Source organism: Bacillus sp. B25(2016b) (assembly GCF_001679765.1).
Lineage (GTDB): Bacteria > Bacillota > Bacilli > Bacillales > Bacillaceae_G > Bacillus_A > Bacillus_A thuringiensis_K.
Map to the genome: position 1 here is coordinate 3,657,853 of NZ_CP016285.1, position 25,944 is coordinate 3,683,796.

A 25,944-nucleotide genomic window follows, 5' to 3' on the forward strand; every position below is an offset into this window, starting at 1 on the left:
GTTTATCCCACCATTCCCATTAAATATACTACAGTGAAAATAAACACCCAAACTACGTCAATAAAGTGCCAATAAATCGATGCAACATAAAACTTCGGTGCATTGTATAAATTTAGACCTCTCTTCGCATTTCTAAAGATTAATGTTAAAATCCAACATAACCCAAACAATACGTGGAGTCCATGTGTACCAACAAGAGCATAAAACGCAGAGCCAAAGGCACTACTTCTCATAGTATGCTTAAATTCATGTGTATAATGATAAAACTCATATATCTCAAACCCTAAAAACCCTAAACCTAGCAATACAGTTACTAGTAACCAAAGTTGCATTTTCTTAAAGTTAAAGTTTTTCATGTGATACATCGCATATACACTCGTTAAGCTACTCGTTAATAAAAGCATCGTCATAATAAAAACGAGTGGCATTTGGAACATCTCTTGAGATGTTGGTCCACCATTTGTAGAATTCTTTAACGCTAAATATGTGCCAAATAAGGAAGCGAACAACACTGTTTCGCCTCCAAGAAATAACCAAAAACCGACAAACTTATTTTTCCCTTCAAGGGTTGCTTTTTCAGGCTCTGCTGGAAATGTTTCATTCGTTAATTTTTCATCTACATGCATTATGCCTTGCCCCCCTTATCATCTAAATCTTCTTTATGAATATGATATCCATGATCATCGATTACTGAACGTAGGAACATTGCGCCAAATGTAATGATTAAACCAATAATTGCTACTAATAACCAAAACTTATCTTTTCCGCCCTGCATATACATCGCACCAAATGCCGCTATAAACAATCCGAAAGAAATGACAAATGGTGAAAACGAAGGATTTGGCATATGAATATCACCAACTGGTTCCGCTGCTGTCATCTCTTTATTACCTTCACGTTTTTCAATCCAAAACGGATCTAATCCGCGAACAAATGGTAATTGTTTAAAGTTATATTCTGGTGTCGGTGCCGGCATTGTCCATTCTAATGTACGTGCATCCCACGGATCACGACCAGCTTTTTCTTTTGATACTGTCGTTTTAATTACATTGAATAAAAGAACAATCGTTCCAAGAGCCATAAATACCGCTCCGATAGAACTAATCATATTCCCCATTTCCAACCCTTGCCCTTCAAGATATGTGTAGTAACGACGCGGCATACCAATCAAGCCAAGGAAATGCTGAATAAAGAACGTTAAATGGAAGCCGATAAAGAATAGCCAAAACGTTATCTTTCCTAATGTTTCATTTAATACTTTATTAAACATCAGTGGCCAATAATAATGAGCTCCTGCAAGTAAACCAAATACAACACCGCCAACGATTACATAATGAAAATGCGCTACTACGAAATAGTTATCATGAAATTGATAATCAGCTGGTGCAGATGCTAGCATAACCCCTGTAACTCCACCCATTACGAATGATGGAATGAAAGCTACTGCCCACATCATTGGTGTCGTGAAGCGAATACTTCCGCCCCACATTGTAAAGAGCCAGTTGAATATTTTAATACCGGTCGGAACTGCAATCGCCATTGTTGCAACTGAGAAAATAGCATTTGCAACTGGACCAAGCCCAACTGTAAACATATGGTGAGCCCATACCATAAATCCTAAAAATCCAATTAATACTGTCGCAAACACCATCGACGAATAACCGAATAATCGTTTTTTCGAAAATGTCGCGAAGATTTCCGAGAATATTCCGAAAGCTGGAAGTATAAGAATGTATACCTCTGGATGACCAAAAATCCAGAATAAATGCTCCCATATAATTGTATTCCCGCCCAGCGCTGGATTAAAGAAACTTGTTCCAAATAAGCGATCTAACATTAAAAGTCCTAATCCTACAGTTAACGGCGGAAAAGCAAATAATATAAGCGAAGATGTTACAAATGTCGTCCATGTAAACATCGGCATACGCATATACGTCATCCCTGGCGCACGCATATTAATAATGGTTACAAGGAAGTTGATACCTCCAATTAATGTACCAATACCTGAAATTTGCAAGCCAAGTACATAGAAATCAACCCCATGACCTTTAGAGGCTAAAGCTAAAGATGCATAAGATGTCCATCCTGCATCAGGTGCTCCACCTAAAAACCAACTTAAATTTAAAAATACTCCACCAAAGAAAAATAACCAAAATCCGAGTGAATTCAAAAACGGGAACGCAACATCACGTGCACCAATTTGAAGTGGTACAGCGGCGTTCATAAATGCAAACACGAGTGGCATAGCTGCGAGGAAAATCATTGTTGTACCGTGCATCGTTAATACTTGATTATAAGCATCCCCAACAAGAAAAGCGTTGTTAGGAATCGCTAATTGAAGGCGAATAAATAGAGCTTCTATTCCGCCTATTACAAAAAACAATCCACCTGCAATTAAATAGAGAATGGCAATCTTTTTATGGTCTACTGTCGTTAAATAATCCCATATGACAGCACCCATCCCCTGTTTTTTTGCTACAGAACTCACGTTTTCAACCTCCCCTTCGCGAATAATCCCTCTTTACTTTTCAACTTTTAACGTTTGTAAGTATGCATTTAATGCATCAATTTGATCATCCGTTAAGTTGCCATATTTGCCAGTCATTTTGTTTCCTGGCTTCATATTTTCAGGATCTTTCAGCCATTTTTTTAAGTTTTCTTCATTGTTTTCGGCAATACCGGCAACCATATCGCGATCCGCAAAGTTTGCTAAGTTTGGTGCGATACGAGCGGAAGGTGGTCTACTATCATTAGATCCAACTGCGTGACAACCAATACAGCTTTTATTAAATATTTCTTGGCCCTCTTGCGCCTTTGTTGAAGCTACTTCTTTCTTCCCATCAATCTTCTTCATATCAGCAAGCCATTTTTTGTACTCGCTTTCATCTAAAGCTTTCACTTTAAATTGCATTAAAGAATGTGATGGACCGCAAAATTCGGTACAAAAACCATTATAAGTGCCCGATTTATCTGCCTTTAACCACATTTTGTTCACATTGTCTGTATTTGTATCCATTTTCCCTGCTAAAGATGGAACCCAAAATGAGTGTTTAATATCGGCACCCTTCAAATTTAAATACACTTTCTTACCTGTGGGGATGACCAAATCTTGCGAAGTTACTATCTTTTCTGATTTGTAAGAAAATTCCCACCAATAAAGATTCGCTGTTACATCAACAACGATAGTATCTTTATCAATATTCTTTTTCTCCATCGCACTTACATCAGCAAGTTTGAATGTATATGTAACCGTTGGAACAGCTAAGATTAGTAAAAGAATAATCGGAATAACTGTCCATATAATTTCTAGCTTGTGATTCCCTTCAACTTGCTCTGGAATATGATCTTCCTGGCCTTTCTTTTGGCGGAAACGCACAATTACATACAAGAAAATAATAGTAACTACTAGCACTACTCCTACCATGATTGCACTCGCCAGTAGAAGTAAATCATATTGCATTTTTGCTACTTCTCCTTGCGGAATTAAAGTAGATTGAAAGGCTTTACCGCATCCCCCTAACAGTAAAGCCAGCAGTGAAACGAACGAAAGCAGTCGCCACTGTTTCTTCATACAAACAACCCCCACTTTCCTTGTGAATTAGATTGTACTTTATAGTTAAGTAAAGTAAATCTCAACGTAAAGAAATCCAATTATGTCGTTGTCTTAGAAGAATGTAACTACAATCATTGATACAAATAAGATTGTTAAATAATTTAGGGAATAAACAAACATTTGCACGGACCATTTGATGTCATCTTTCTTACGGAAGCCATAAAATCCTAAAACGATCCATCCGATGTTAAGCAGTGTTGCAATTACCATAAATGTTATCCCTAGTCCACTCATATAAAATGGTAGTGGTAATAAACATACTGTCCAAATCATAATTTGGCGTTTCGTAATTTCAAATCCATGAACTACAGGAAGCATTGGAATTCCTGCATTTCGATATTCATCAACACGTTTCATCGCTAATGCAAGGAAATGTGGGATTTGCCAAATAAACATAATTAAAAATAACATCCAAGCAATTGGATGACCTAAAGATGGATCGATTGCTGCCCATCCAATTAAAGGTGGAACTGCTCCAGATATACTACCTACAACAGTATTTAGTGTATACTTTCTCTTTGTCCATAAAGTATATAGGACAACATATGTGAAAGCACCAATAAATCCCATTAAAACTGCCATTGGTGTTGTTAATAATAAGAATACAAATCCAAGAAGTAATATAACTAGTCCAAATGTAAGTGCAAATCCTGGTTTATACTTTCCAGTAACCGTTGGACGTGTCTTTGTTCTTTCCATTAACGGATCGATGTCTCTATCGATGTAGTTATTTAAACAACATACCCCCGCCATAATTAATCCTGAACCAACGATTGTAAAAAATAGCTTATCCAGATTGTCCATCACACTTAATCCATTAAAGTGTAATGCCAACCAAAATCCTGTAAATACAGTAAGTGTATTTGAGTTTACAATCCCCATTTTAACGAGTGCTGATAAATCTTGTAACCGAGTTGTTTCCGGTACACTTGTAACAGCGGACTCATCATGCAGCTCACTTGTTGCATGGTTCATCACTCTAACCCCCTCTTAAAACTTTCATCTTTCTTTTTGCGCCTATTTCAAATGAAATGATTCGCTTCTATATAGCAATATTATTACAGTAGAAACATTGTTAACCCATTCTACTACTAATCTACGCCCATACTCCAATATATTAAATCATATTTCCCGAACATTTTGTGAAGAAAACATGAACTTTTTGTGTCGAATATAAAAAACATCATTCTGACTTGTCCTTATCATAACATGATGTTACCTTCTATAATAAACTATTTTGTCCTATTTAACACGTATTCTCCCCATTTCTTTTCAAAATAGCCTATTTTCCAACCAATTTTTTCCTTGTGAACCCTGTTTTTACACCTATTTTCTCTCCCTTTCCTTCCCCCTCCATTTCTTTGCTATTTTATTATTTTTTATATATCATAGGAACTAGCGCGTTTTATTCTATACATAATGGAATGAAAATATTTCGCAATAACTTCATAGCAGAAAGATGGTGAAAGAGATTGCAACGCTTTATTAAATGGTTAGCAGTCATTACAAGCCTTGATTTATTAATAGTTTTATTAGGAGGCGCTTTAGTTACAAAAACAGGTTCTGGTCAAGGTTGTGGTAAATCATGGCCACTTTGTAACGGTGAATTTGTTCCATCTAATTTATCAATGGAAACTATTATTGAACTTAGCCACCGATTAACATCCGGATCAGCTGGAATTCTTGTCACACTCCTTTGTATTTTGTCCTGGAAATATTATAAACATGTGCGTGAAACAAAAACGTTAGCAATTTTATCCTTCGTATTTCTAGTTGCACAAGCATTAATGGGAGCAGCAGCAGTTGTTTGGGGACAAATGCCAGCTGTACTTGCTATCCATTTCGGTATTTCCTTAATTTCATTTGCTTCTGTCATTTTATTAACGTGTCTTATCTTTGAAATTGACCAAAAATTTGATGCACGTTCACTTATTATGGACAAAAAAATGAAATTTCATATTTATGGTGTAACAATTTACAGTTATATCGTCGTCTACACAGGCGCTTTAGTACGTCACGAACGAGCTAGCTTAGCCTGTCCAGACTTTCCTTTATGTAGCAAAAACAGACCTATGCCAACTCAACTACATGAATGGGTTCAAATGGGCCATAGAGTTGCAGCGATGTTAATTTTCGCTTGGATACTATACGCGATGATTCTCGCTATCCGCCATTACAAACAGCAACCTGTAGTATATTGGGGATGGATCATTTCATTTATCCTTGTTACACTTCAAGCTGTAGTAGGAGTTTTAGTTGTATTTACAAACGCTAGTTTAGCAATGGCATTGTTACATTCTCTATTCATTTCTTGCTTGTTTGCCGTACTATGCTATTTAGTTATGTTAGGAACAAGAAGTAAAGTGAATGCAAAAGAAGCCGAATCAACTTCTAAACAAACAAAATAATTTAAAACTAAAATCCCTTGCCAATTCGGCAAGGGATTTTTTGCAATAAGAAAAGAGCTGTATTTACACAGCTCTTTTCTTATTTTAGTGATCTAATTCAATAAGTAAATCACCTGTTTGAATTGCATCACCATCGTTAACATATACTTTTTTCACTTTACCATTAAACGGCGCTTGAACTGTCGTTTCCATTTTCATCGCTTCTGTAATTGCCATAGAATCGCCTTTTTTCACTTCATCGCCTTCTTTTACAACTACTTTAATTACCGTTCCTGGCATCGTTGCACTAATATGATTTGGATTCTCACGGTTTCCTTTCACACGTTGTGCAACTGTTGCTTTTACACTCTCGTCTTTCACGATAATTTCACGTGGTTGACCGTTAAATTCCAAGTAAAGAACACGGTGTCCATCCGGCTGTGGTTCTCCAATTGATACAAGTTTAACCATCAATGTCTTACCCTGTTCAATTTCTACATCAATTTCTTCACCTAGTCTCATACCATAGAAGAACGTCGGTGTATCAAGTACAGATACATTTCCATAAAGCTCAGCAACTTTTTCATAGTCCATAAATACTTTTGGATATAAAGCATATGCAACTACATCAAAAATCGTTACTTCGCGTCCAATTTTATGGAATAATTCTTCTTTTAACGCTTCAAAGTCTACTGGCTCTAGTAATTCACCTGGTCTTACTGTTAATGGCTCTTTTCCTTTTAAAATAATCTTTTGTAATTCTTTCGGGAAACCACCGTACGGTTGACCTAAATCACCCGAGAACATTTCAACAACAGACCCTGGGAAGTCCATCGCATGCCCACGCTCTAAAACATCCTGTTCTGTCAGATGGTTTTGAACCATAAATAATGCCATATCACCAACAACTTTTGATGATGGCGTTACTTTTACAATATCTCCAAACATGTCATTCACACGGCGGTACATTACTTTCACTTCATCGAAACGATCTCCTAAACCAACCGCTTTCGCTTGTTGCTGAAGATTACTATACTGCCCACCCGGCATTTCATGCATATATACCTCTGTATGAGGCGCATTCATACCACTTTCAAACGGTGCATAGTATTTGCGTACATCTTCCCAATAATGAGATAGTTTTTCTAAAGAATCTATATTAACATCTGGTTGTCTTTCGTTTCCGCCTAACGCATAGTATAGCGTGTTCGCACTTGGTTGTGACGTTTGACCAGCCATAGAACTCACTGCTACATCGACGATATCAACACCTGCTTCAATTGCCTTCGTATACGTTAATATACCATTTCCACTCGTATCGTGCGTGTGCAGATGAATTGGAATCGACACTGTCTCTTTTAATGCAGAAACTAAATCATATGCTGCATTTGGTTTTAGTAAGCCCGCCATATCTTTAATACCTAAAATATGAGCTCCTGATGCTTCTAACTCTTTTGCTAAATTTTTATAGTAATTTAAATCATATTTACTACGCAGTGGATCATGAATATCTCCTGTGTAGCACATTGTTGCTTCTGCAATTTTACCAGTGTCTCGTACAGCATCAATTGCAACTCTCATGCCTTCCACCCAGTTTAAGCTATCAAAAATACGGAATACATCAATGCCAGCTTGAGCAGAACATTCCACAAATTTTTGGATTAAATTATCTGGATAGTTTTTGTATCCAACTGCGTTTGAAGAACGAAGTAACATTTGGAATAACACGTTCGGCATTTTTTCACGAAGATCTAGTAATCGTTCCCATGGATCTTCTTTTAAGAAACGATACGCAACATCAAACGTTGCACCGCCCCACATTTCCGCTGAGAATAGGTTCGGTAACATTCTCGCTGTTGGCTCCGCAATTTGATGTAAATCTTTTGTACGAATACGAGTTGCAAGTAATGACTGGTGTGCATCACGGAATGTTGTATCCGTTAAAAGTACACGTTTTTGATCCTGTACCCATTTTACTAATCCGTCTGCTCCACGCTCGTCCAAAATTTGTTTCGTTCCATTTTGAATTGGCTCTGAATGTTTTAAACATGGAATACGAGCATCTGGGAATATTGGTTTTTCTTTTTTCCCTACTCCTGGGAAACCATTTACTGTTACTGTGCCAATATAATTTAACATTTTTGTTCCACGGTCTTTACGTTTCGGGAACAAGAACAGTTCCGGTGACGCGTCAATAAACGACGTATCATATTCCCCTGATAAGAAGTTTTTATGTTTTACTACATTCTCTAAGAATGGAATATTTGTTTTAATACCACGAATACGGAATTCTTTTAAGTTACGTTCCATTTTTGCAGCAGCTTGCCCAAAAGTAAGTGCCCAAGTTGTAACTTTTACAAGTAAAGAATCGTAGTACGGTGTAATAACTGCACCTTGGAAGCTATTTCCTGTATCAAGACGCACACCAAAACCACCGCCTGATCGATACGCCATAATTTTTCCTGTATCCGGCATAAAATTATTTAGCGGATCTTCAGTTGTTACACGAGATTGAATTGCAAATCCATGCACAACTACTTCCTCTTGCTTCGGCACACCTACCATTTTGCTATGTAATGAATGTCCATCAGCTATTAAAATTTGTGATTGAACGATATCTACTCCTGTAATCATTTCTGTAATCGTATGTTCTACTTGAACACGTGGATTTACTTCAATAAAGTAAAACTCATCATCTTTTACAAGGAATTCTACTGTTCCTGCATTTAAATAGTTTACATTTTTCGTTAACTTCACAGCAGCATCACAAATACGCTGACGCAAATCATCTGAAAGTGATACACTCGGTGCTATTTCTACAACTTTTTGATGACGACGTTGTACAGAACAGTCACGCTCGTATAAATGAACAACATTGCCTTCTTCATCTGCTAAAATTTGTACTTCTATATGTTTAGGTTTTTCAACGAATTTTTCGACGTAAACTTCATCATTACCAAAGGCTGCTTTCGCTTCTGATTTCGCTCGATTATATGATTCTCCTAATTCCTCACTAGTACGCACAATACGCATACCACGACCGCCACCACCAAGGGACGCTTTAATAATAATCGGGTAATCATACTTTCCAGCAAATTTTTCGACTTCTTCTAATGAATCTACTGGACCATCACTACCAGGTATAACTGGAATTTGTGCTAGCTGCGCTTGTGTTCTTGCTTTCACTTTATCTCCAAACATATCTAAATGCTTACTTTTTGGACCGATAAAGATAATTCCTTCTTCTTCGCAACGTTTCGCGAATTGAATATTTTCTGACAAGAAACCATATCCAGGGTGGATTGCATCTACATGATTACTTTTTGCAATCTCAATAATGCCTTCAATATCTAGATAAGCATCAATTGGTTTTTTTCCTTCCCCAACTAAATAGGACTCATCGGCTTTATAGCGATGATAAGAACCACTATCCTCTTTAGAATAGATTGCAACTGTTTTTAATCCTAGTTCCGAACAAGCTCGAAACACACGAATTGCAATCTCTCCACGGTTAGCTACCAATACTTTTTGAATACGTTGCAGCTTTGTCATGATTTTCCCCCTCTACTTTCCTACCACTCTAGAGATAAAATATACACACCTTAAAAAGCGTGAAGTTCTTCACTTTCCACATTATATTATACTTAGAAAGCTTCACTTTATTTTTATCCATCATACCTTATTTTTTAACAAATGATAAGTTTTCTGTACAATTTGTTTCACAAAAATAGTATAGCATACCTCCTCCTTTTCTAACAACTTAATTGTATATCACATTAAACTTAATGTGATATATTTTTTAACTGAAAGATATATTAATACATCACATTTAAAACTACTTAAAAATAAAAAACACATCATGCTCTAAGCACAATGTGTTTTTATTTTACAACTACAAGATGTGGTCCATTTTGTTCTCTTTCTTTCATTACACCATTCTGTTGTTTCTCTTGTCGTTTCACGTGACTAGCAATATTGAGTAGTATTCCCATTGCAAGTAGATTAGCTATTAAGGAACTCCCGCCATAACTAATAAACGGTAAAGGTACTCCCGTAAGCGGTATTAATCCAGACATACCACCAACATTAACAAAAGTTTGTACTCCTATTAAACTTGCAATTCCGATTGCTATTAAACTTCCAAATGGATCTGTACACTTTTGTGCAACTCTAAATGACCGAATAATAATTAGTAATAAACAGATTAAAATGATAGCTACACCTATAAAACCAAGTTCTTCAGATATAATTGCCATTATAAAATCCGTTTGCGGTTCTGGTAAATAACCATATTTTTGCACACTATTTCCTAATCCTCTACCATTAAGCCCTCCTGAAGCAATTCCAATAAAAGAATTTACTAATTGGAATCCATCATTTTGAGGATCATTGAATGGATCAAGGAAAACTGAAAAACGTGCCTTTTGGTATCCACTTAATTTATAATTAGCCAAAAAATATAGAGCTGGAATCCATACTATAGAAGTTAAAACAATTCGTTTAATCCATAAATTAATCCGTACTCCTGAACAAAGAAACATAATCCCTACTGTTGCTGCAATTAACAAATCGGTACCTAAATCATTTTGCTTTAAAATTAAAAACATTGCCATTCCAACAAAACCAAGTGTAAGTCCCGACCCTTTAAAAACAGGTGTATTTGTCTCTTGTCTCCTTGCAAAAAAGCGAGCTAATATAATAATAATCGATAGTTTAACAAATTCAGCGGGCTGTATACCTAATATCCAACCTTTTGCACCATTTATTTCCTTACCAAAAATCAAGGCTGCTGCTAGTAAAGCAATACTCCCTAGCCCCATCGCCGATAAAATTATTCGTTTCCTCCAAAACTTATAAGGTAACGAAGCTACAATCACTAACAATACCGTTCCGATAGCTAAAGTTATTAATTGTTTTTTAAAAAAGTAATTTGCCGGCCAGTTATGCCTCGAAATCGCAACAATGGAACTAGAACTATATACCATTATTACTCCCAGCACACATAAGATAACAAGAGGAAGTAATAATGAATAATCCATTGATTTCCATACTTTTTTCATTTCATTTCCTCTTTCTGTTTCAATTTAATTATTGTTGTATTCCATATGTACATTGATTCTTCCTGCTTTATTATACAAATAAAAAGCTCAAACTAATTTAGTTTGAGCCCCCTTATTTGAACCCGTTATTGTTGTTTGTTTGTAAACGCTTCATGAAGTGCAGATAACTCACGTTCGAGCTCACCTAACATTGCTTTCCCTTGTTCTTCTGCAATAAGACCAAGGCGAACTGCAAAATCGACCTCGCGGGATAGTCCAAACATTTGTGTGTCTAACACTTCTTCATATAATGGACATTGCGGCATTGTAAGATGGTCCATTTGCACCTTAATAAGTCTTAAAATCTTCTCTGCATCCGCTTGTAGAAGGGCTAGTGCCTTTTCCTGATGATTTGCTACTGTCTCAGACGCCAAATTGATTCCCTCCGTTTCCGTCCTACTCTCCTATATCCTATCTATTAATATTAGCGATAGTTTTAATAAATTGCAATAGAAACATTTTTTGTGACAACAGTGTCTAATACTATTATACTGAAAAGTGGGAGTATAACACAAATGGGGGAACAACAATGAGCGAAATTTTATTTATTAACGGAAAAGTACGTTTTCCAATTACTATTGATCCAACTGTTTGGATCTTTGATGATCGAAAAGTAGATTTGACAACTTACTTTGATGAAACTAGAGAAAACACGTCTGAACTAGAAACTTATTTAAAAAACACTTCAGAACATTGGGATCGCGAAATCCGTGATGGTGCCGCTTTTCCCCCAATACAGCAAAGTGTGAAGAAATATAAAAAAGAACAGCTGATTACTGGAACATTTGGTATACCACTTCATCCATTCCTTGCTAACGCTGAAATTTTAGAGGACGCTACGCAAGTTGAAATTGAAACAGTAGAACAAACATTAATACTTCCATTAGAAACTGTCGAAAATGCTATTCTTGGTTTTTCAAAAGAAGGGAAGCCATTAAAAGAGGATGGACCTGTTCATCTATATTACAATGATGGATCTAATAGACAAAATCCAATCCGTAACATCCGTAAATTTACAATTATTTAAAGAAAAGGAGTGAGCTTAAGCTCACTCCTTTTTACAATAAATCTGCTGCTAGTTGAGCTAAATTAGATCGCTCCCCTTTAACAAACTTCACATGACCACTAATACGCTGTTCTTTAAACTTCTCTACAACATACGTTAAGCCATTATTATATTCATCTAAATATGGGTGATCAATTTGCTGAGGATCTCCCATCAATACAATCTTACTCTTTTCCCCTACCCTAGTTAATATCGTTTTCACTTCATGCTTTGTTAAATTTTGTGCTTCGTCAATGATAATGAACTGATCTGGAATACTTCTCCCGCGTATATAAGTAAGGGCTTCTACTTCAATCGAACCCATTCCAGCTAAAATAGCATCTAACTCTCCTGGCTTTTTCGTATTAAATAAATACTCTAGGTTATCAAAAATTGGCTGCATCCATGGTCTTAACTTTTCTTCTTTTTCTCCTGGTAAATAACCGATATCTTTTCCGACTGGAACAATTGGTCTTGCCACAAGTAATTTTTTATATAATCCTAAGTCTTCTGTTTGCATAAGTCCCGAAGCTAACGCAAGTAACGTTTTTCCTGTGCCGGCTTTCCCCGTTAACGTTACAAGCGGAATATCTTCACGAAGCAACAATTCTAATCCCATAATTTGCTGCACGTTTCGTGGTCGTATCCCCCACACTTGTTCATTGTGAAAAATAAGTTTCTTTACCTTTTTACCTAAGTGATCCACAATGCCAAGCGCAGAACTAGAGCCTCCCAATGCATCTTTCATTACTACAAATTGATTTGGGTAAAAAGGATGATTCGCAATTTCAGATAGAGGCAATTCACCTTTCTCATAAAAATAATCCAATTGTTCTTTTGATATATATCCTTCTAAAAAGCCAGAATATATATTTTCTACTTCAATTACGCGATCACTTAAATAATCTTCAGCCTTCAAACCAATTGCATCAGCTTTTACCCTTACGAGTACATCTTTACTTACTAAAATAACAGACTTCCCGTCCTCTTTTTCCTGTTCTTCTAAAGATAGATTTTTTGCTACAGCTAAAATTCGATTATCATTTGTTTTTTCTACAAAAATATCTTGTAGTTGCACAAATGAACGATGGTTCAATTCAATACGAAATGTTCCGCCGTTTTCTAGCGGGATACTTTCATGCAGCTTTCCTATTTCACGAAATTTATCTATTAACTTAGATACATAACGAGCGTTTCGTCCTACTTCATCCATATAACGTTTTTTCGAATCAACCTCTTCTAATACAACTGCTGGAATCACTACTTCATTGGTTTCAAATGAAAAAATAGATAAAGGATCCTGCAAAAGTACATTCGTATCTAACACATAAATTTTATCCAACCTGTTACCCCCTGACTCCACTTTTAAATTTGTAGAACAAGGGTTTCATCCATAAAATATGGACGAACCATTGTTATAATTATATGTACCGTGTAAACGAGGTAGAATCGAAAATCATAGTCATTAAACCTTTTATTTATTCTTTATTCATTTCTATTCAATATATTACTTTTTATTATAATTATTAACGTTAAATCACAATAACCGATTACAAAAGTGAATAAACGAATTTCCTATTTAGCATCTTTATAATTCTCTTATCCCTACTAACACTTCATTATCCAGCTTTTTCGCTGCCCGAAGATCATATGTTTTTTCATATGTTGGTTCAATTGCAAGTTTCGCTCCATAAAACATAACATCACGCACTTCTTGCACATTTACTTCTATTACAGTTAATTTTAGAGAAATACCTTCCATTCTATCTGTCAAAATTTCACTTGCACCACTTATAGAAAATACGGATTCATTCGCCATTATAGTCAATACCACACCTGTATTATGACGTATATTTTCCACAATACGTGAACGTTGATCTACTGCAAATCGAATACTAGTTTTACTCACTGCATACACCCAAGAAATAGCACTTACGTTAGGAACTTGTTTTTCGAAATCTGTCGTTGCTATCATAACAATACACTCTTTACGCAACGTTTGTACTAAATCCTCTGTTAAGGTAGGCTCTACTACATTCGCCATATTTTCACCTCCAAACATACTTGGTATATCCTTATCATAACTTATTTTTTGAATTGCGAAAATATTATTTTTTCCCGCTATTATTCAAAAACATTATACTTCCATGATATACTTATACTGATAGAATTCGTATTGAGGTGACGAAATGAGAGTCAAATGTATGATTTGTGATAAAAAAGATATGTTAGATGATGAAAATCCTATGGCAAAAAAACTGCGTAATCGCCCTATTCATACATATATGTGCATGGAATGTTCGGAACGAATTGCAGAGCGTACAATGGAACGTCATGCAAGTGGTAATTTCCGATTATATCGTGATAAAAAAATCGAAGATGATTGGTAAAATGTAAATAAGTCCTTACTCATATAGATAAGGACTTATTTATATTTTTCTGGTTCACGATTCATCTGATCCAAAAAACAATCAATGGCTTCTAACGGAAACCTTGCAGATTTCCGTTCTCCATTTATTTCATATGTAATTAAATACATTTCCTCGTTCTTTTCGACTTCCACATTTCTTAATTTATGTTCTTCATATATCATATTTTGAAATAACAAATATGTTTCTTTTGCAGCACTATCATTTGGACGTGCTTCCGCAACTGTTTTAATTGTTAACCAATTATATAGTGCATCTTGTACTGAACGCATGAAAACTCCCCTTCCTCAGCCTGCTTTTTGTTGTTTCGCTTGACGCAAACGCAATCTATAAATTCCAAGTACAATTGCCGCTACAACTAGTCCTTCTCCAACAGGTAAAAACACAGCAAAAAAGGTTAATACTGTACATCCAATTGCTAATGATATGTATATCACAATATTTTTTAGTACAGACAACTTTCTAGCAAATCCTAAATTATAAACGAGACCACTTAATATAATAATCGTCCCATAAAGTAACCACATTCCTAACTCTGGATTTTCATCTACCTTACACAATTTTGCAAAAAAAGACATCCTTTCTAACACACTCTTCCCCCCTAGCAGTAAAATGCAATTTTCTTTATATACTTAATACAAGAGTAACTCGCAAAAAAAATACTGTCCACAAAAATGAGTAAATATTCTAAAAAATAAACAAAATAAAAAAACAACGACCTTTATAAAGGTCGTTGTTTTTTTATTTTTACGCTTCAACAGATTTCTTTTTCTTAGCAGCTCTTTCGCGCTCACTCTTATCAAGAATCTTTTTACGTAGACGAATTGATTCTGGAGTTACTTCACAGAACTCGTCATCGTTTAAGTACTCTAATGATTCTTCTAAAGTCATTAGGCGTGGTTTCTTCATTGTTGAAGTTTGATCTTTCGTCGCAGAACGAATGTTAGTTTGTTGTTTCATTTTCACAACGTTAACTGTTAAGTCGTTCTCACGAGTGTGTTCTCCTACAATCATACCAGCATATACTTCTGTACCTGGTTCAACGAAGATTACACCACGGTCTTCAACTTGCATAATACCGTATTGTGATGCTTTTCCTGTTTCAAGTGAAACTAGAACACCTTGACGACGTCCACCAACTTGTCCAGCGTGTACTGGTTGGTAGCAATCGAATGTATGGTTTAAAATACCGTAACCACGAGTTAATGTTAAGAATTCTGTTGTGTAACCAATTAAACCACGTGCTGGAACCATGAAAGTAAGGCGAACTTGACCGTTTCCGTTATTCACCATATCTAACATTTCACCTTTACGTGCACCCATAGATTCCATAATAGAACCAGTGTATTCTTCAGGTACATCGATTTGTACACGCTCTACAGGCTCACATCTTACGCCATCAACTTCTTTAATGATTACTTCTGGCTTAGATACTTGTAATTCATAACCTTCACGACGCATGTTTTCAATTAAGATAGATAAATGTAGTTCCCCACGTCCAGATACGATCCACGCATCAGGAGAATCTGTATTATCTACACGTAAACTTACATCTGTTTCTAATTGTGAACGAAGACGCTCTTCAATTTTACGAGATGTAATGTATTTACCTTCACGACCTGCAAATGGGCTATTATTTACAAGGAACGTCATTTGTAGTGTTGGCTCATCAATACGTAATAATGGTAACGCATCTTGATGTTCAACTGGACATACTGTTTCACCTACGTTAATGTCTTCCATACCAGAAACGGCTACTAAGTCCCCTGCTTTTGCTTCTTCAATTTCTTGTCGTTTTAATCCCATGTAACCGAATAATTTCGTTACGCGGAATTGCTTCACGCTTCCGTCTACTTTCATTAAAGCAACTTGTTGTCCAACCTTCATTGTACCGCGGAATACGCGACCAACTCCAATACGTCCAACGTAGTCGTTGTAATCAAGAAGTGCTACTTGGAATTGAAGTGGCTCTTCGCTGTTATCAATTGGTGCTGGAATATGTTCGATAATTGTATCAAATAATGATTTCATATTCTCTTCTTGATTTGCTGGGTTTGAATCTAAGCTTGCTGTTCCGTTCATTGCTGATGCAAATACAACTGGGAACTCTAATTGATCTTCGTTTGCACCAAGCTCAATGAATAAGTCGATTACTTCATCAACTACTTCATCTGGACGAGCGAAGTCACGGTCAATTTTGTTTACAACTACGATTGGAGTTAAGTTTTGCTCAAGAGCTTTCTTTAAAACAAATCGTGTTTGTGGCATACAACCTTCATATGCATCAACAACAAGTAAAACACCATCAACCATTTTCATGATACGTTCTACTTCTCCACCGAAGTCAGCGTGACCAGGTGTATCTAAAATGTTAATTCTTTTATCTTCATAGTGAATCGCTGTATTTTTCGCTAAAATTGTAATACCGCGTTCTCTTTCTAGATCATTTGAATCCATTGCGCGTTCTTCAACGTGTTCGTTCGCACGGAAAGTCCCCGCTTGACGTAATAACTGGTCAACAAGTGTTGTTTTACCATGGTCAACGTGGGCAATAATTGCTATATTACGTAAATCTTGTCGTTTTTTCAACATGTCCAACTCCTAATGTCTTTTTAATCCTTCTCTATTATAAGAGCGAAGGGGATACAATAGCAATTAAAATAAAAGCAAGAATGAAAATATAGTTGTATTCTTACTTTTGTGAAAGTAAAATGAGATTGGAGGGTGAAGAAATGGAACACATTCAATATCGCTTTTTATTAACTGCAATTATCGGTGTTATTTTCTTAATCGGTATCGGCATTATGATTGCTGAAAATAGTCCAATCGGTATTATTATTTGCATTATCGGCACATTTGTTACAGTTGGATACGGTTTTGTAACAAAAAGAAAAATGCGCAAATCACAATAACGCTAAAAAGTAAGAAGCTTATACACAGCCTCTTACTTTTTTTGTTGCTCTCATATAAACGATAACACTTCTTCATACACTCCTGGTTTTGCAACTAACACACTGCTCTTCTCTATGATAGAAAGTGGCGCTCCAGAGAATGTCGTCACCTTACCTCCAACTTCTTCTACAATTATCTGTCCTCCGCCAAAATCCCATGGTGATAATCTCGGCGTTATATATGCATCTATTCTTCCTGTTGCAACGTATACCATCTCTAACGCTGCACAGCCATATGATCTTGTGCCCCTTGCTTTCTTAACAAGTGCCATCATACTTTCCATATTAAGCAATGGATTATCTGTAAGCCATATCGCATTTAAAGCTACAATACCTTCCTCTACAGTTCCTTTTTTCAATGGAGGAATTGATATATCATTACAAAAAGCTCCAGATCCCTTGACTGCATGATATAGTTCATCATGCACTGGATCATATATAAGTCCAATCTTTCCGATACCGTTCTCATAAATCCCAATTGAAATCGCAAAATTTCTTTTTTGATGAACAAAGTTCATCGTGCCGTCAATTGGATCAATTAACCAAACAACCCCGTCAGAAGACGTTATCTCGTCTCCATAACCCTCTTCTCCTAAAATACTATGATTCGGGAATGTTTCTTTAATTTTCCCAATTAAAAACTGTTCTATCTCTCGGTCCATATTTGTAACTAAGTCAGCTGCATTTGATTTTGTTTCTATAATAAGTGCTTTTTTCATTGATGCCATTAAATGCTCTCCTGCATCCCGAATCCACCGTTTGGCGTGTGCATCAATGTCTTTCCATACTTCTTGCATGTTTAAACACTCCGATCTATACTGTTCACAGAAAAAACGAACCCTTTATAAGGTTCGCACCAACTAATTTTTTATACATATACTATTATTACGCTTCTAAACGAATCATTTCAAGTCTTAACACTTCTAACTTTTGTACACACTCTTCTTTTTTCTGTTTATCATCTTCCATCATCGCATCATATAAAGTTGCTAATTCATAATCTAGCTCCAAACGTAGCACCGGTATTCTCTTTTCAGCATCTGTTCTCTTTAACGCATTAATCACCTGTCTCATATTATTTGCCTCCTCCCAATATTCGTCTGCCCTCGGACTAGAATTAATTCAATTTTCTGATTTTTTGTTTTATACTATACTATGTTGGATAAATCATCTATGCAACAAAATTATATTTTTTTATTTAAATTTTTTTGTGCTGTTTTTTTTATGAATAGTACAAGCTATGCTAAAATAAAAGCAAAATAGGAGTTGGAGGAACAATCATGACAATACAAACATTCAAGTCAACTGATTTTGATGTCTTTACAGTTGATGGTCTCGAAGAACGAATGAGTGCAATTAAAACGAACATTCATCCTAAGCTAGAAGCTTTAGGGGAACAATTTGCAGAATACTTATCCAAACAAACTGATGAGAACTTTTTTTATCATGTTGCAAAACACGCACGCCGCAAAGTCAATCCACCAAACGATACTTGGGTTGCTTTTTCAACAAATAAACGAGGATATAAAATGCTACCGCATTTCCAAATCGGCTTATGGGGTACTCATGCCTTCATATACTTTGGTTTAATCTATGAGTGTCCACAAAAAGTTGAGACGGCTCATGCCTTCTTAGAACATTTAAATGATTTAAAAACAAATATGCCAAATGACTTCGTTTGGTCCATTGACCATACTAAACCAAGTGTGAAATTACATAAAACACTTGAAACCGAAGACTTACAAAAGATGATTGAACGACTAGCTACTGTAAAAAAAGCAGAATTATTAGTTGGTATTCATATATCACCAGAGGAGTTTTCAGCAATGACCAACGAACAATTCCTTGCTAAGATTGAATCTACGATGCAATCACTCCTTCCTTTATATGCACTTTGTAATCGATAGTAGAAAACGGACAATTTATATTGTCCGTTTTTAGTTGTTATCACATTATATCACTTCAGTTTTTATTTTTCAAAATATTTTTTACATTTTTACAAGCTTTTGTTCTTCGACTTCTTTTGCCCTTTGAATAGCACGATATATAGAGTATCCACTTACTTCTTGAAATTCTTTATCAATTTTCTTTTCTTCTGCTTTCGATGGAACAATCTCTTTAAAACGACGATATAAACCCATTAATTCTTCTCTTACAATCCCTTTTTCATAAGCTTTCTCAATCGCTTCATAAAACTTAACAATTGTAACCATTTCCTCATTTGACCAATCATAATCTAACGGATATTGATATTCCATTTCGCACCTCATTTATCATTTCTTCTTGTTTCATTATGCTATCTTAAAGAGAATATTTTATTCTTCATTATAGCCACTCTGCATTATACACTATTTATTCATTTTAATGGAATTGTCTTCCTCTATTCATTAGTTGAGGCTAACTATTAAACATACTCACCTTAAAAACATTTTTTTCTATACATCTATAATTATTGGTGATATAATGCTTTTGTTTTATAGAAAATAAAGTGAAGCTACCATCTCAAAAACGATTTTTTGAATGGCAGAAAAACAAGCCTTATTCTAAAAAAGACTAAACTTTTTTAGAGCAGGATTATATAAAACAAATTACACTAAATATTATGAAGAAGAAGGGGTGTATAGATTGTCCCAATACGAAACACCATTGTTTACCGCTTTAGTTGAGCACAGTAAGCGAAATCCAATTCAATTCCATATTCCTGGTCATAAAAAAGGACAGGGCATGGATCCTACATTTCGCGAATTTATTGGGCATAATGCATTAGCAATTGATTTAATTAATATTGCGCCACTCGATGATTTACATCATCCAAAAGGTATGATTAAAGAAGCACAGGATTTAGCAGCCGCTGCATTCGGTGCAGATCATACTTTCTTTTCTATTCAAGGTACAAGTGGCGCTATTATGACAATGGTGATGAGCGTTTGCGGTCCTGGTGACAAAATCCTAGTACCACGAAACGTGCATAAATCAGTAATGTCAGCTATTATTTTCTCAGGTGCAAAACCAATTTTCATGCATCCTGAAATCGATCCGAAGCTCGGTATTTCTCATGGAATCACAATTCAATCTGTCAAAAAAGCACTTGAAGAGCACTCAGATGCAAAGGGCTTACTTGTTATTAACCCAACGTACTTTGGGTTTGCTGCAGACTTAGAACAGATTGTACAATTAGCACATTCTTATGACATCCCTGTACTAGTTGACGAGGCTCATGGTGTTCATATTCATTTTCACGATGAATTGCCGATGTCAGCGATGCAAGCTGGGGCAGATATGGCAGCAACAAGTGTTCACAAATTAGGAGGCTCTTTAACTCAAAGTTCTATTCTTAATGTGAAAGAAGGCTTGGTGAATGTAAAACATGTCCAATCTATTATTAGCATGCTTACGACTACATCAACTTCTTATATCTTGTTAGCATCCCTTGATGTTGCGAGAAAACGTCTTGCTACAGAAGGAACAGCACTCATAGAACAAACAATACAATTAGCTGAACATGTTCGTGATGCTATAAATTCTATTGAGCATCTTTACTGTCCTGGAAAAGAAATGTTAGGTACAGATGCTACCTTTAACTATGATCCTACAAAGATAATTGTATCTATAAAAGATTTAGGTATTACCGGCCACCAAGCTGAAGTATGGCTTAGAGAGCAATATAACATTGAAGTAGAACTCTCAGATCTATACAACATACTATGTCTTATCACTTTGGGAGATACAGAAAGTGATACAAATACACTTATTGCAGCATTACAAGATTTAGCAGCAACATTTAGAAATAGGGCAGATAAAGGTGTTCAAGTACAAGTAGAGATTCCAGAAATTCCAGTGCTAGCACTTTCTCCCCGAGATGCTTTTTATTCGGAAACAGAAGTCATTCCATTTGAAAATGCAGCGGGGCGTATTATAGCTGATTTTGTTATGGTTTATCCGCCAGGGATTCCAATCTTTACTCCGGGGGAAATTATTACACAAGAAAACTTAGAGTATATTCGTAAAAACTTAGAAGCAGGTTTACCTGTACAAGGTCCTGAAGATATGACATTACAAACATTACGTGTTATTAAAGAGTACAAGCCTATCAGTTGATAGGCTTTTTTTTCACCTTTTCTCCTTTTCTTCATACGATACTAAAGAATGTAACGTATAGGTGGGGATACTATTATGATTGTAATAGGCCGTTCTATTGTACATCCTTATATTACAAATGAATATGAGCCATTTGCAGCAGAGAAACAACAAATTTTATCAATAATGGCAGGAAATCAAGAAGTTTATTCCTTCCGAACAGCTGATGAACTCAGCTTTGATCTCAATTTACGAGTTAATATTATTATCTCTTCACTAGAGCTTTTTCAAAGTGGTTTTCAGTTTCGTACATTTCAACAATCCTTTTGCAACCCCCAGTATTGGAAAAGAACATCCCTTGGAGGATTCGAGCTTCTTCCAAACATACCACCTTCTATTGCCATACAAGATATTTTCAAAAACGGAAAACTATATGGAACTGAATGCGCAACCGCTATGATCATTATTTTTTATAAAGCTTTATTATCATTGTATGAGGAAGAAACTTTCAATCGTCTATTTGCAAACCTTTTACTTTACACATGGGACTACGATCAAGATCTAAGACTCATAACAAAAAACGGTGGCGATCTTGTTCCAGGTGACCTCGTTTACTTTAAAAACCCACAAGTGAATCCAGCTACGATTGAGTGGCAAGGAGAAAACACAATCTATTTAGGAAATTTCTTTTTTTACGGACATGGCGTAGGTGTAAAAACAAAAGAAGAAATTATTTATTCATTAAATGAACGACGAGTTCCTTACGCTTTTATTTCAGCTTTCTTGACCGATACTATTACCCGTATCGATAGTCGTATAATGAGCCAATACGCTTCTTCTAGTACACCACAGACCTCCATAAGCTTTATTCCGATTAGGGATGATGCAATCGTTGCAACAGTTGGTCATACAACTACAATTTATTAAAAAAGCGCCTACACATGTAGGCGCTTTTTCTTATTATTAAGCTTTTGTATGTTCTTTATGGTCACATTCGCAATGAGATCCACATTTCCCGTATAGTACTGTTGATTTTTCATCTTCAAAATGTCCAATTGTTCCTTCACATACTTGGCATACGATTGTTCCCATTTTCATTTCCCCCTGAGTTTTAATAGTAATCTATTTATTTATCATTAAGCTTTCGCATTATCTTTTCTAGCACAGTCACAATTTGTTCCACATTTTCCGTAAAGTACTGTCGTTTTCTCATCTTCAAAATGTCCGATTGTTCCTTCACATACTTGGCATACGATTGTTCCCATTTTCATTTCCCCCTAAGTTTATGGTCCTAAAAACTTTTAGCTGTCCATTTCCTATCAATTATTGGGCTTTTGTATGCTCTGTGTGATCACATCCGCAAGATCCACATTTCCCGTAAAGTACTGTTACTTTCTCATCTTCGAAGTGTGCAATTGTACCTTCACAATCTTGACATACGATTGTTCCCATTTTTCATTTCCCCCTAAGTTTATAATCCCAAAAACTTTTTTGTAACCGCTTAACTTTCTGTCTTTATTTTAATATGTTATACTTTTTACGTCAATAGGTTTTTAGTATAACACATTAAATATTTTCAATTTAAATTAGTATGCAATATTCAAATGAAAAAACAGCCATATTTATAAGTACGACTGTTTCACATTAATTATTCTTCATATTCCGCATGTAAAGAAGTTGACGGAACTAGAAATTTGAAAAACTGAGCTAACTCCTTTGCTTCCTCTTCTGATCCTAATTTAAAAATCTCCTGTATATATTGAACATTCTCTACATCATCTCGTCCGAGTAAAGTAGACCTTCCTGTTTGCATACAAACAATGAGCGGCTTTCCAAAAAACATATTTGTATAAATAACACCAAAATCATAACGTGTATCATGTGTCATAAACCCTAAAAATCGTACCTTCACACTTTCATGCTCATCATACAATTTTTCAAACATTGGTTTCCACCTTTCTATATCACGTTTCATTACTAGTATATTAAACAAAACATGTAATACTCCTTTTAATTGTCAAAAAATTCAGTAGGATGTAGAATGATAGTATTCTACTAAGTTAGGGGGAACTTATATGCAACACGCCTTTATTACGCTTGTACCTAAATCCAACCAACAATCAGTTTCAATAGATGATATAAAACAACTTTTTCATTATTATAAAACAGTTACTTCTAAAACTGGTGCCCAAATTAATTACACGTATACAAATACCGCTTTTCCTTATGAAATTTTAGATACATCTACAACAACATTAAAACTTCAATCCAATCACGACCGCTATGACTCAATTTATATTGGTGTTGGTATAGAAAATGAACAATCTTTCATCCAAGTTTCTTTACCACCTAATGCAACATTTGGTGACAAAGGGAAAGCAAATGAATTTTGCCGTTTTTTAGCGAAGAAATTAGAAGGAGAGTTACAATTATTTAATGGAAGAACAATGTATTTTTATAAACGCTAATTTAAAAAATAGATAATATGATTAAAAATAGTATACAATTTGAACATGTAAGAAATAAAGCTTGCTTTCTCACGTGCAATACAAAATATGCTATTACATAGGCTAGATATAGGAATACGAAAAAAAGAATAACTTTATAATGAAACTTATCACCATTCGATAATGTTAATACAGTGGAAAAGCCACTCCATAGTAGTAAATGATAAAATATAACATGTAATATTTTCATGGAACCTTCTCCTTTGACATGCTCTATTTTATTAATATATGGGGTTAAGTTTGAATCAATTACATATTATAGGATGATATACATTACCTTTGAAGTAAGTTACGCCTGAATCATTTGTTAAAGTATTATATATTCATTCGACAAGTACGTTTAAAGACCTTGCAGGTCATTTGATGAAAATAAAAATAGCCCCTCTCTTACAATAAGAGAGGGGCTATTTACATTACTTAATTATTTTACAATGTGAATTGGCATTCCAAGAGCAACTTCAGCTGCTTCCATTGTGATTTCACCTAATGTTGGGTGAGCATGGATTGTTTGAGCGATATCTTCAGCTGTCATTCCAGCTTCGATAGCTAAACCAATCTCAGAGATAATATCAGAAGCACCTGCACCTGCAACTTGAGCACCTACAAGAAGACCATCTTCTTTACGTGTTACAAGTTGTAGGAAACCGTCAGTGCTGTTTAATGATAATGCACGACCGTTAGCAGCGAATGGGAACTTAGATACAGTTACAGTCATTCCAGCTTCTTCAGCTTGTTTTTTAGTGTAACCAACAGATGCTAATTCTGGATCAGTGAAGCATACTGCAGGAATTCCGATGTAATCGATAGCTGATGCATGGCCACTAATTGCTTCTACAGCTACTTTACCTTCGTAAGAAGCTTTGTGAGCTAATGGTGGTCCAGGAACGATATCACCGATTGCATAGATGTTTGGTACATTTGTACGACATTGCTCATCGATTTCGATGATGCCGCGGTCAGTCATTTTAACTCCAACTTGCTCAAGACCGATTTCTTGAGTGTTTGGACGACGACCTACAGTTACTAATACGTAATCTGCTTCTACAGTTTGGATTTCACCGTTAACTTCAAAGCTAACTTTTACGCCAGTTTCTGTTTCTTCAACGCCTTTAGCCATAGCTTTTGTATGGATATTTACGTTACCTTTTTTCTGTAGAGCACGTTTAACAACAGAGCTCATAGCTTTTTCGAAACCAGCTAAGATTTCATCGCCAGCTTCTACTACAGTAACTTCTGTACCGAAGTTAGCATATGCAGTACCTAATTCCATACCGATGTAACCGCCGCCGATTACAACAAGTTTTTTAGGAATTTCAGGTAAGCTTAAAGCACCTGTAGAGTTGATAACACGTTTAGAGTATTTGAATCCTGGAATTTCGATTGGTGTAGAACCAGTTGCAAGAACAGCATTTTTAAACGTATAAGTTTGAGCTGCATCTTCAGTCATAACGCGTAATGTATTAGCATCTACGAAGTAAGCTTCACCGCGAATGATTTCAACTTTGTTACCTTTAAGAAGGCCTTCAACACCGCCAGTTAATTTCTTAACTACGCCGTTTTTCCATTCTTGAACTTTTGTAAAGTCAACTTTTACGTTTTCTGCAGTAATACCCATGTCATCAGAATGCATTGCATTCTCATAACGATGACCTGCATTGATTAACGCTTTTGAAGGAATACATCCAACGTTTAAGCATACGCCACCAAGGTTAGCTTTTTCAATGATTGCTACCTTTTGACCTAATTGTGCTGCACGAATTGCCGCAACGTATCCACCAGGACCTGCACCAACAACGACTGTATCTAATTCAATTGGGAAATCTCCTACTACCATTG

The 25,944-nt window shown here is 35.6% G+C and carries 29 protein-coding genes; 8 read left to right on the top strand and 21 right to left on the bottom strand.

Annotation, left to right across the window (positions count from 1 at the left end):
* Positions 1-2: 2 nt before the first annotated feature.
* From ctaE to ctaB, 4 genes are all read right to left on the bottom strand, one after another.
* Positions 3-626, bottom strand: a complete 624-nt coding sequence (gene ctaE, locus BAQ53_RS18510; protein WP_000557861.1) for a cytochrome c oxidase subunit III — start codon at positions 624-626, stop codon at positions 3-5.
* Positions 626-2,461 (bottom strand): cytochrome c oxidase subunit I, encoded by a 1,836-nt coding sequence (gene ctaD, locus BAQ53_RS18515; RefSeq protein WP_153577875.1) that lies wholly within the window; start codon positions 2,459-2,461, stop codon positions 626-628. Before ctaD ends, ctaE begins: the two co-directional genes overlap by 1 nt.
* A gap of 60 nt (positions 2,462-2,521) precedes the next feature.
* Positions 2,522-3,571, bottom strand: coding sequence for a cytochrome c oxidase subunit II (coxB, locus tag BAQ53_RS18520; RefSeq protein WP_000745265.1), 1,050 nt, complete (start codon positions 3,569-3,571; stop codon positions 2,522-2,524).
* Between the two features lie 93 nt (positions 3,572-3,664).
* Entirely contained in the window at positions 3,665-4,588 is a 924-nt protein-coding gene (gene ctaB, locus BAQ53_RS18525) for a protoheme IX farnesyltransferase (protein WP_001015061.1), read from the bottom strand.
* 497 nt (positions 4,589-5,085) lie between these two features.
* On the opposite strand from ctaB, the gene ctaA reads away from it, so the two are divergent.
* The gene (ctaA, locus tag BAQ53_RS18530) at positions 5,086-6,021 is read left to right on the top strand and encodes a heme A synthase (RefSeq protein ID WP_001188744.1); all 936 of its coding nucleotides are present in this window, start codon (positions 5,086-5,088) and stop codon (positions 6,019-6,021) included.
* An 84-nt stretch (positions 6,022-6,105) separates the two neighbouring features.
* On the opposite strand, the gene pyc is transcribed toward ctaA, so the two are convergent.
* The 3 genes from pyc to BAQ53_RS18545 form a co-directional block, all read right to left on the bottom strand.
* The gene (gene pyc / locus BAQ53_RS18535) at positions 6,106-9,552 is read right to left on the bottom strand and encodes a pyruvate carboxylase (protein WP_208906160.1); all 3,447 of its coding nucleotides are present in this window, start codon (positions 9,550-9,552) and stop codon (positions 6,106-6,108) included.
* A 329-nt stretch (positions 9,553-9,881) separates the two neighbouring features.
* Positions 9,882-11,060, bottom strand: a complete 1,179-nt coding sequence (locus BAQ53_RS18540; RefSeq protein ID WP_208906161.1) for an FtsW/RodA/SpoVE family cell cycle protein — start codon at positions 11,058-11,060, stop codon at positions 9,882-9,884.
* A 125-nt stretch (positions 11,061-11,185) separates the two neighbouring features.
* Complete coding sequence (locus tag BAQ53_RS18545) at positions 11,186-11,473, bottom strand: Fpa/YlaN family protein (RefSeq protein WP_000135694.1); 288 nt, start codon at positions 11,471-11,473, stop codon at positions 11,186-11,188.
* A gap of 155 nt (positions 11,474-11,628) precedes the next feature.
* Here BAQ53_RS18545 and BAQ53_RS18550 point away from each other — a divergent pair, with 155 nt between their 5' ends.
* Positions 11,629-12,126: a hypothetical protein gene (locus BAQ53_RS18550; protein WP_001289812.1), complete on the top strand. Its 498-nt coding sequence runs from the start codon at positions 11,629-11,631 to the stop codon at positions 12,124-12,126.
* Positions 12,127-12,157: 31 nt separating this feature from the next.
* Here BAQ53_RS18550 and BAQ53_RS18555 read toward each other — a convergent pair whose 3' ends face one another.
* Positions 12,158-13,486, bottom strand: a complete 1,329-nt coding sequence (locus BAQ53_RS18555; protein ID WP_000358083.1) for a PhoH family protein — start codon at positions 13,484-13,486, stop codon at positions 12,158-12,160.
* A 246-nt stretch (positions 13,487-13,732) separates the two neighbouring features.
* Positions 13,733-14,188 (bottom strand): pyridoxamine 5'-phosphate oxidase family protein, encoded by a 456-nt coding sequence (locus tag BAQ53_RS18560; protein WP_000024598.1) that lies wholly within the window; start codon positions 14,186-14,188, stop codon positions 13,733-13,735.
* Between the two features lie 145 nt (positions 14,189-14,333).
* On the opposite strand from BAQ53_RS18560, the gene BAQ53_RS18565 reads away from it, so the two are divergent.
* Complete coding sequence (locus BAQ53_RS18565; protein WP_002082250.1) at positions 14,334-14,534, top strand: YlaI family protein; 201 nt, start codon at positions 14,334-14,336, stop codon at positions 14,532-14,534.
* Positions 14,535-14,569: 35 nt separating this feature from the next.
* On the opposite strand, the gene BAQ53_RS18570 is transcribed toward BAQ53_RS18565, so the two are convergent.
* The 3 genes from BAQ53_RS18570 to typA form a co-directional block, all read right to left on the bottom strand.
* Positions 14,570-14,845 (bottom strand): hypothetical protein, encoded by a 276-nt coding sequence (locus tag BAQ53_RS18570; protein ID WP_001258154.1) that lies wholly within the window; start codon positions 14,843-14,845, stop codon positions 14,570-14,572.
* Between the two features lie 15 nt (positions 14,846-14,860).
* Entirely contained in the window at positions 14,861-15,163 is a 303-nt protein-coding gene (locus tag BAQ53_RS18575; protein ID WP_000893665.1) for a YlaH-like family protein, read from the bottom strand.
* Positions 15,164-15,320: 157 nt separating this feature from the next.
* On the bottom strand, positions 15,321-17,165 hold the full coding sequence (gene typA / locus BAQ53_RS18580; protein WP_000914762.1) for a translational GTPase TypA: 1,845 nt from the start codon (positions 17,163-17,165) through the stop codon (positions 15,321-15,323).
* A gap of 140 nt (positions 17,166-17,305) precedes the next feature.
* Between typA and BAQ53_RS18585 the strand changes: the two genes are divergently transcribed.
* Positions 17,306-17,485: a DUF5325 family protein gene (locus BAQ53_RS18585; RefSeq protein WP_000400127.1), complete on the top strand. Its 180-nt coding sequence runs from the start codon at positions 17,306-17,308 to the stop codon at positions 17,483-17,485.
* A 50-nt stretch (positions 17,486-17,535) separates the two neighbouring features.
* On the opposite strand, the gene BAQ53_RS18590 is transcribed toward BAQ53_RS18585, so the two are convergent.
* Both BAQ53_RS18590 and BAQ53_RS18595 read right to left on the bottom strand, forming a co-directional pair.
* Complete coding sequence (locus tag BAQ53_RS18590; RefSeq protein ID WP_001158708.1) at positions 17,536-18,321, bottom strand: inositol monophosphatase family protein; 786 nt, start codon at positions 18,319-18,321, stop codon at positions 17,536-17,538.
* Positions 18,322-18,409: 88 nt separating this feature from the next.
* Positions 18,410-18,598: a hypothetical protein gene (locus tag BAQ53_RS18595; protein WP_001250164.1), complete on the bottom strand. Its 189-nt coding sequence runs from the start codon at positions 18,596-18,598 to the stop codon at positions 18,410-18,412.
* A gap of 206 nt (positions 18,599-18,804) precedes the next feature.
* On the opposite strand from BAQ53_RS18595, the gene BAQ53_RS18600 reads away from it, so the two are divergent.
* On the top strand, positions 18,805-19,431 hold the full coding sequence (locus BAQ53_RS18600; protein ID WP_208906162.1) for a YktB family protein: 627 nt from the start codon (positions 18,805-18,807) through the stop codon (positions 19,429-19,431).
* An 81-nt stretch (positions 19,432-19,512) separates the two neighbouring features.
* On the opposite strand, the gene BAQ53_RS18605 is transcribed toward BAQ53_RS18600, so the two are convergent.
* Positions 19,513-19,782 (bottom strand): UPF0223 family protein, encoded by a 270-nt coding sequence (locus tag BAQ53_RS18605; protein ID WP_000456557.1) that lies wholly within the window; start codon positions 19,780-19,782, stop codon positions 19,513-19,515.
* Between the two features lie 367 nt (positions 19,783-20,149).
* Between BAQ53_RS18605 and speA the strand changes: the two genes are divergently transcribed.
* The gene (gene speA, locus BAQ53_RS18610; protein WP_208906163.1) at positions 20,150-21,622 is read left to right on the top strand and encodes an arginine decarboxylase; all 1,473 of its coding nucleotides are present in this window, start codon (positions 20,150-20,152) and stop codon (positions 21,620-21,622) included.
* Between the two features lie 75 nt (positions 21,623-21,697).
* Positions 21,698-22,528 (top strand): protein-glutamine gamma-glutamyltransferase, encoded by an 831-nt coding sequence (locus tag BAQ53_RS18615; protein WP_000635343.1) that lies wholly within the window; start codon positions 21,698-21,700, stop codon positions 22,526-22,528.
* 36 nt (positions 22,529-22,564) lie between these two features.
* On the opposite strand, the gene BAQ53_RS18620 is transcribed toward BAQ53_RS18615, so the two are convergent.
* From BAQ53_RS18620 to BAQ53_RS18635, 4 genes are all read right to left on the bottom strand, one after another.
* Positions 22,565-22,693 carry a GapA-binding peptide SR1P gene (locus BAQ53_RS18620; RefSeq protein ID WP_000536796.1) on the bottom strand — a complete coding sequence of 43 codons (129 nt, stop codon included), beginning with the start codon at positions 22,691-22,693 and terminating at the stop codon, positions 22,565-22,567.
* A gap of 44 nt (positions 22,694-22,737) precedes the next feature.
* Positions 22,738-22,866: a GapA-binding peptide SR1P gene (locus BAQ53_RS18625; protein ID WP_000536803.1), complete on the bottom strand. Its 129-nt coding sequence runs from the start codon at positions 22,864-22,866 to the stop codon at positions 22,738-22,740.
* A 58-nt stretch (positions 22,867-22,924) separates the two neighbouring features.
* Positions 22,925-23,053 (bottom strand): GapA-binding peptide SR1P, encoded by a 129-nt coding sequence (locus tag BAQ53_RS18630; protein ID WP_000536778.1) that lies wholly within the window; start codon positions 23,051-23,053, stop codon positions 22,925-22,927.
* 196 nt (positions 23,054-23,249) lie between these two features.
* The gene (locus BAQ53_RS18635; protein ID WP_000462038.1) at positions 23,250-23,546 is read right to left on the bottom strand and encodes a DUF3055 domain-containing protein; all 297 of its coding nucleotides are present in this window, start codon (positions 23,544-23,546) and stop codon (positions 23,250-23,252) included.
* A 130-nt stretch (positions 23,547-23,676) separates the two neighbouring features.
* On the opposite strand from BAQ53_RS18635, the gene BAQ53_RS18640 reads away from it, so the two are divergent.
* Positions 23,677-24,069 (top strand): DUF1885 family protein, encoded by a 393-nt coding sequence (locus BAQ53_RS18640; RefSeq protein WP_001163299.1) that lies wholly within the window; start codon positions 23,677-23,679, stop codon positions 24,067-24,069.
* A gap of 1 nt (position 24,070) precedes the next feature.
* Here the strand turns inward: BAQ53_RS18640 and BAQ53_RS18645 are convergent, their stop codons facing one another.
* Entirely contained in the window at positions 24,071-24,298 is a 228-nt protein-coding gene (locus tag BAQ53_RS18645; protein WP_000697469.1) for a hypothetical protein, read from the bottom strand.
* Positions 24,299-24,529: 231 nt separating this feature from the next.
* On the bottom strand, positions 24,530-25,942 hold the full coding sequence (gene lpdA, locus BAQ53_RS18650) for a dihydrolipoyl dehydrogenase (protein ID WP_000260108.1): 1,413 nt from the start codon (positions 25,940-25,942) through the stop codon (positions 24,530-24,532).
* Between the last annotated feature and the right edge of the window lie 2 nt (positions 25,943-25,944).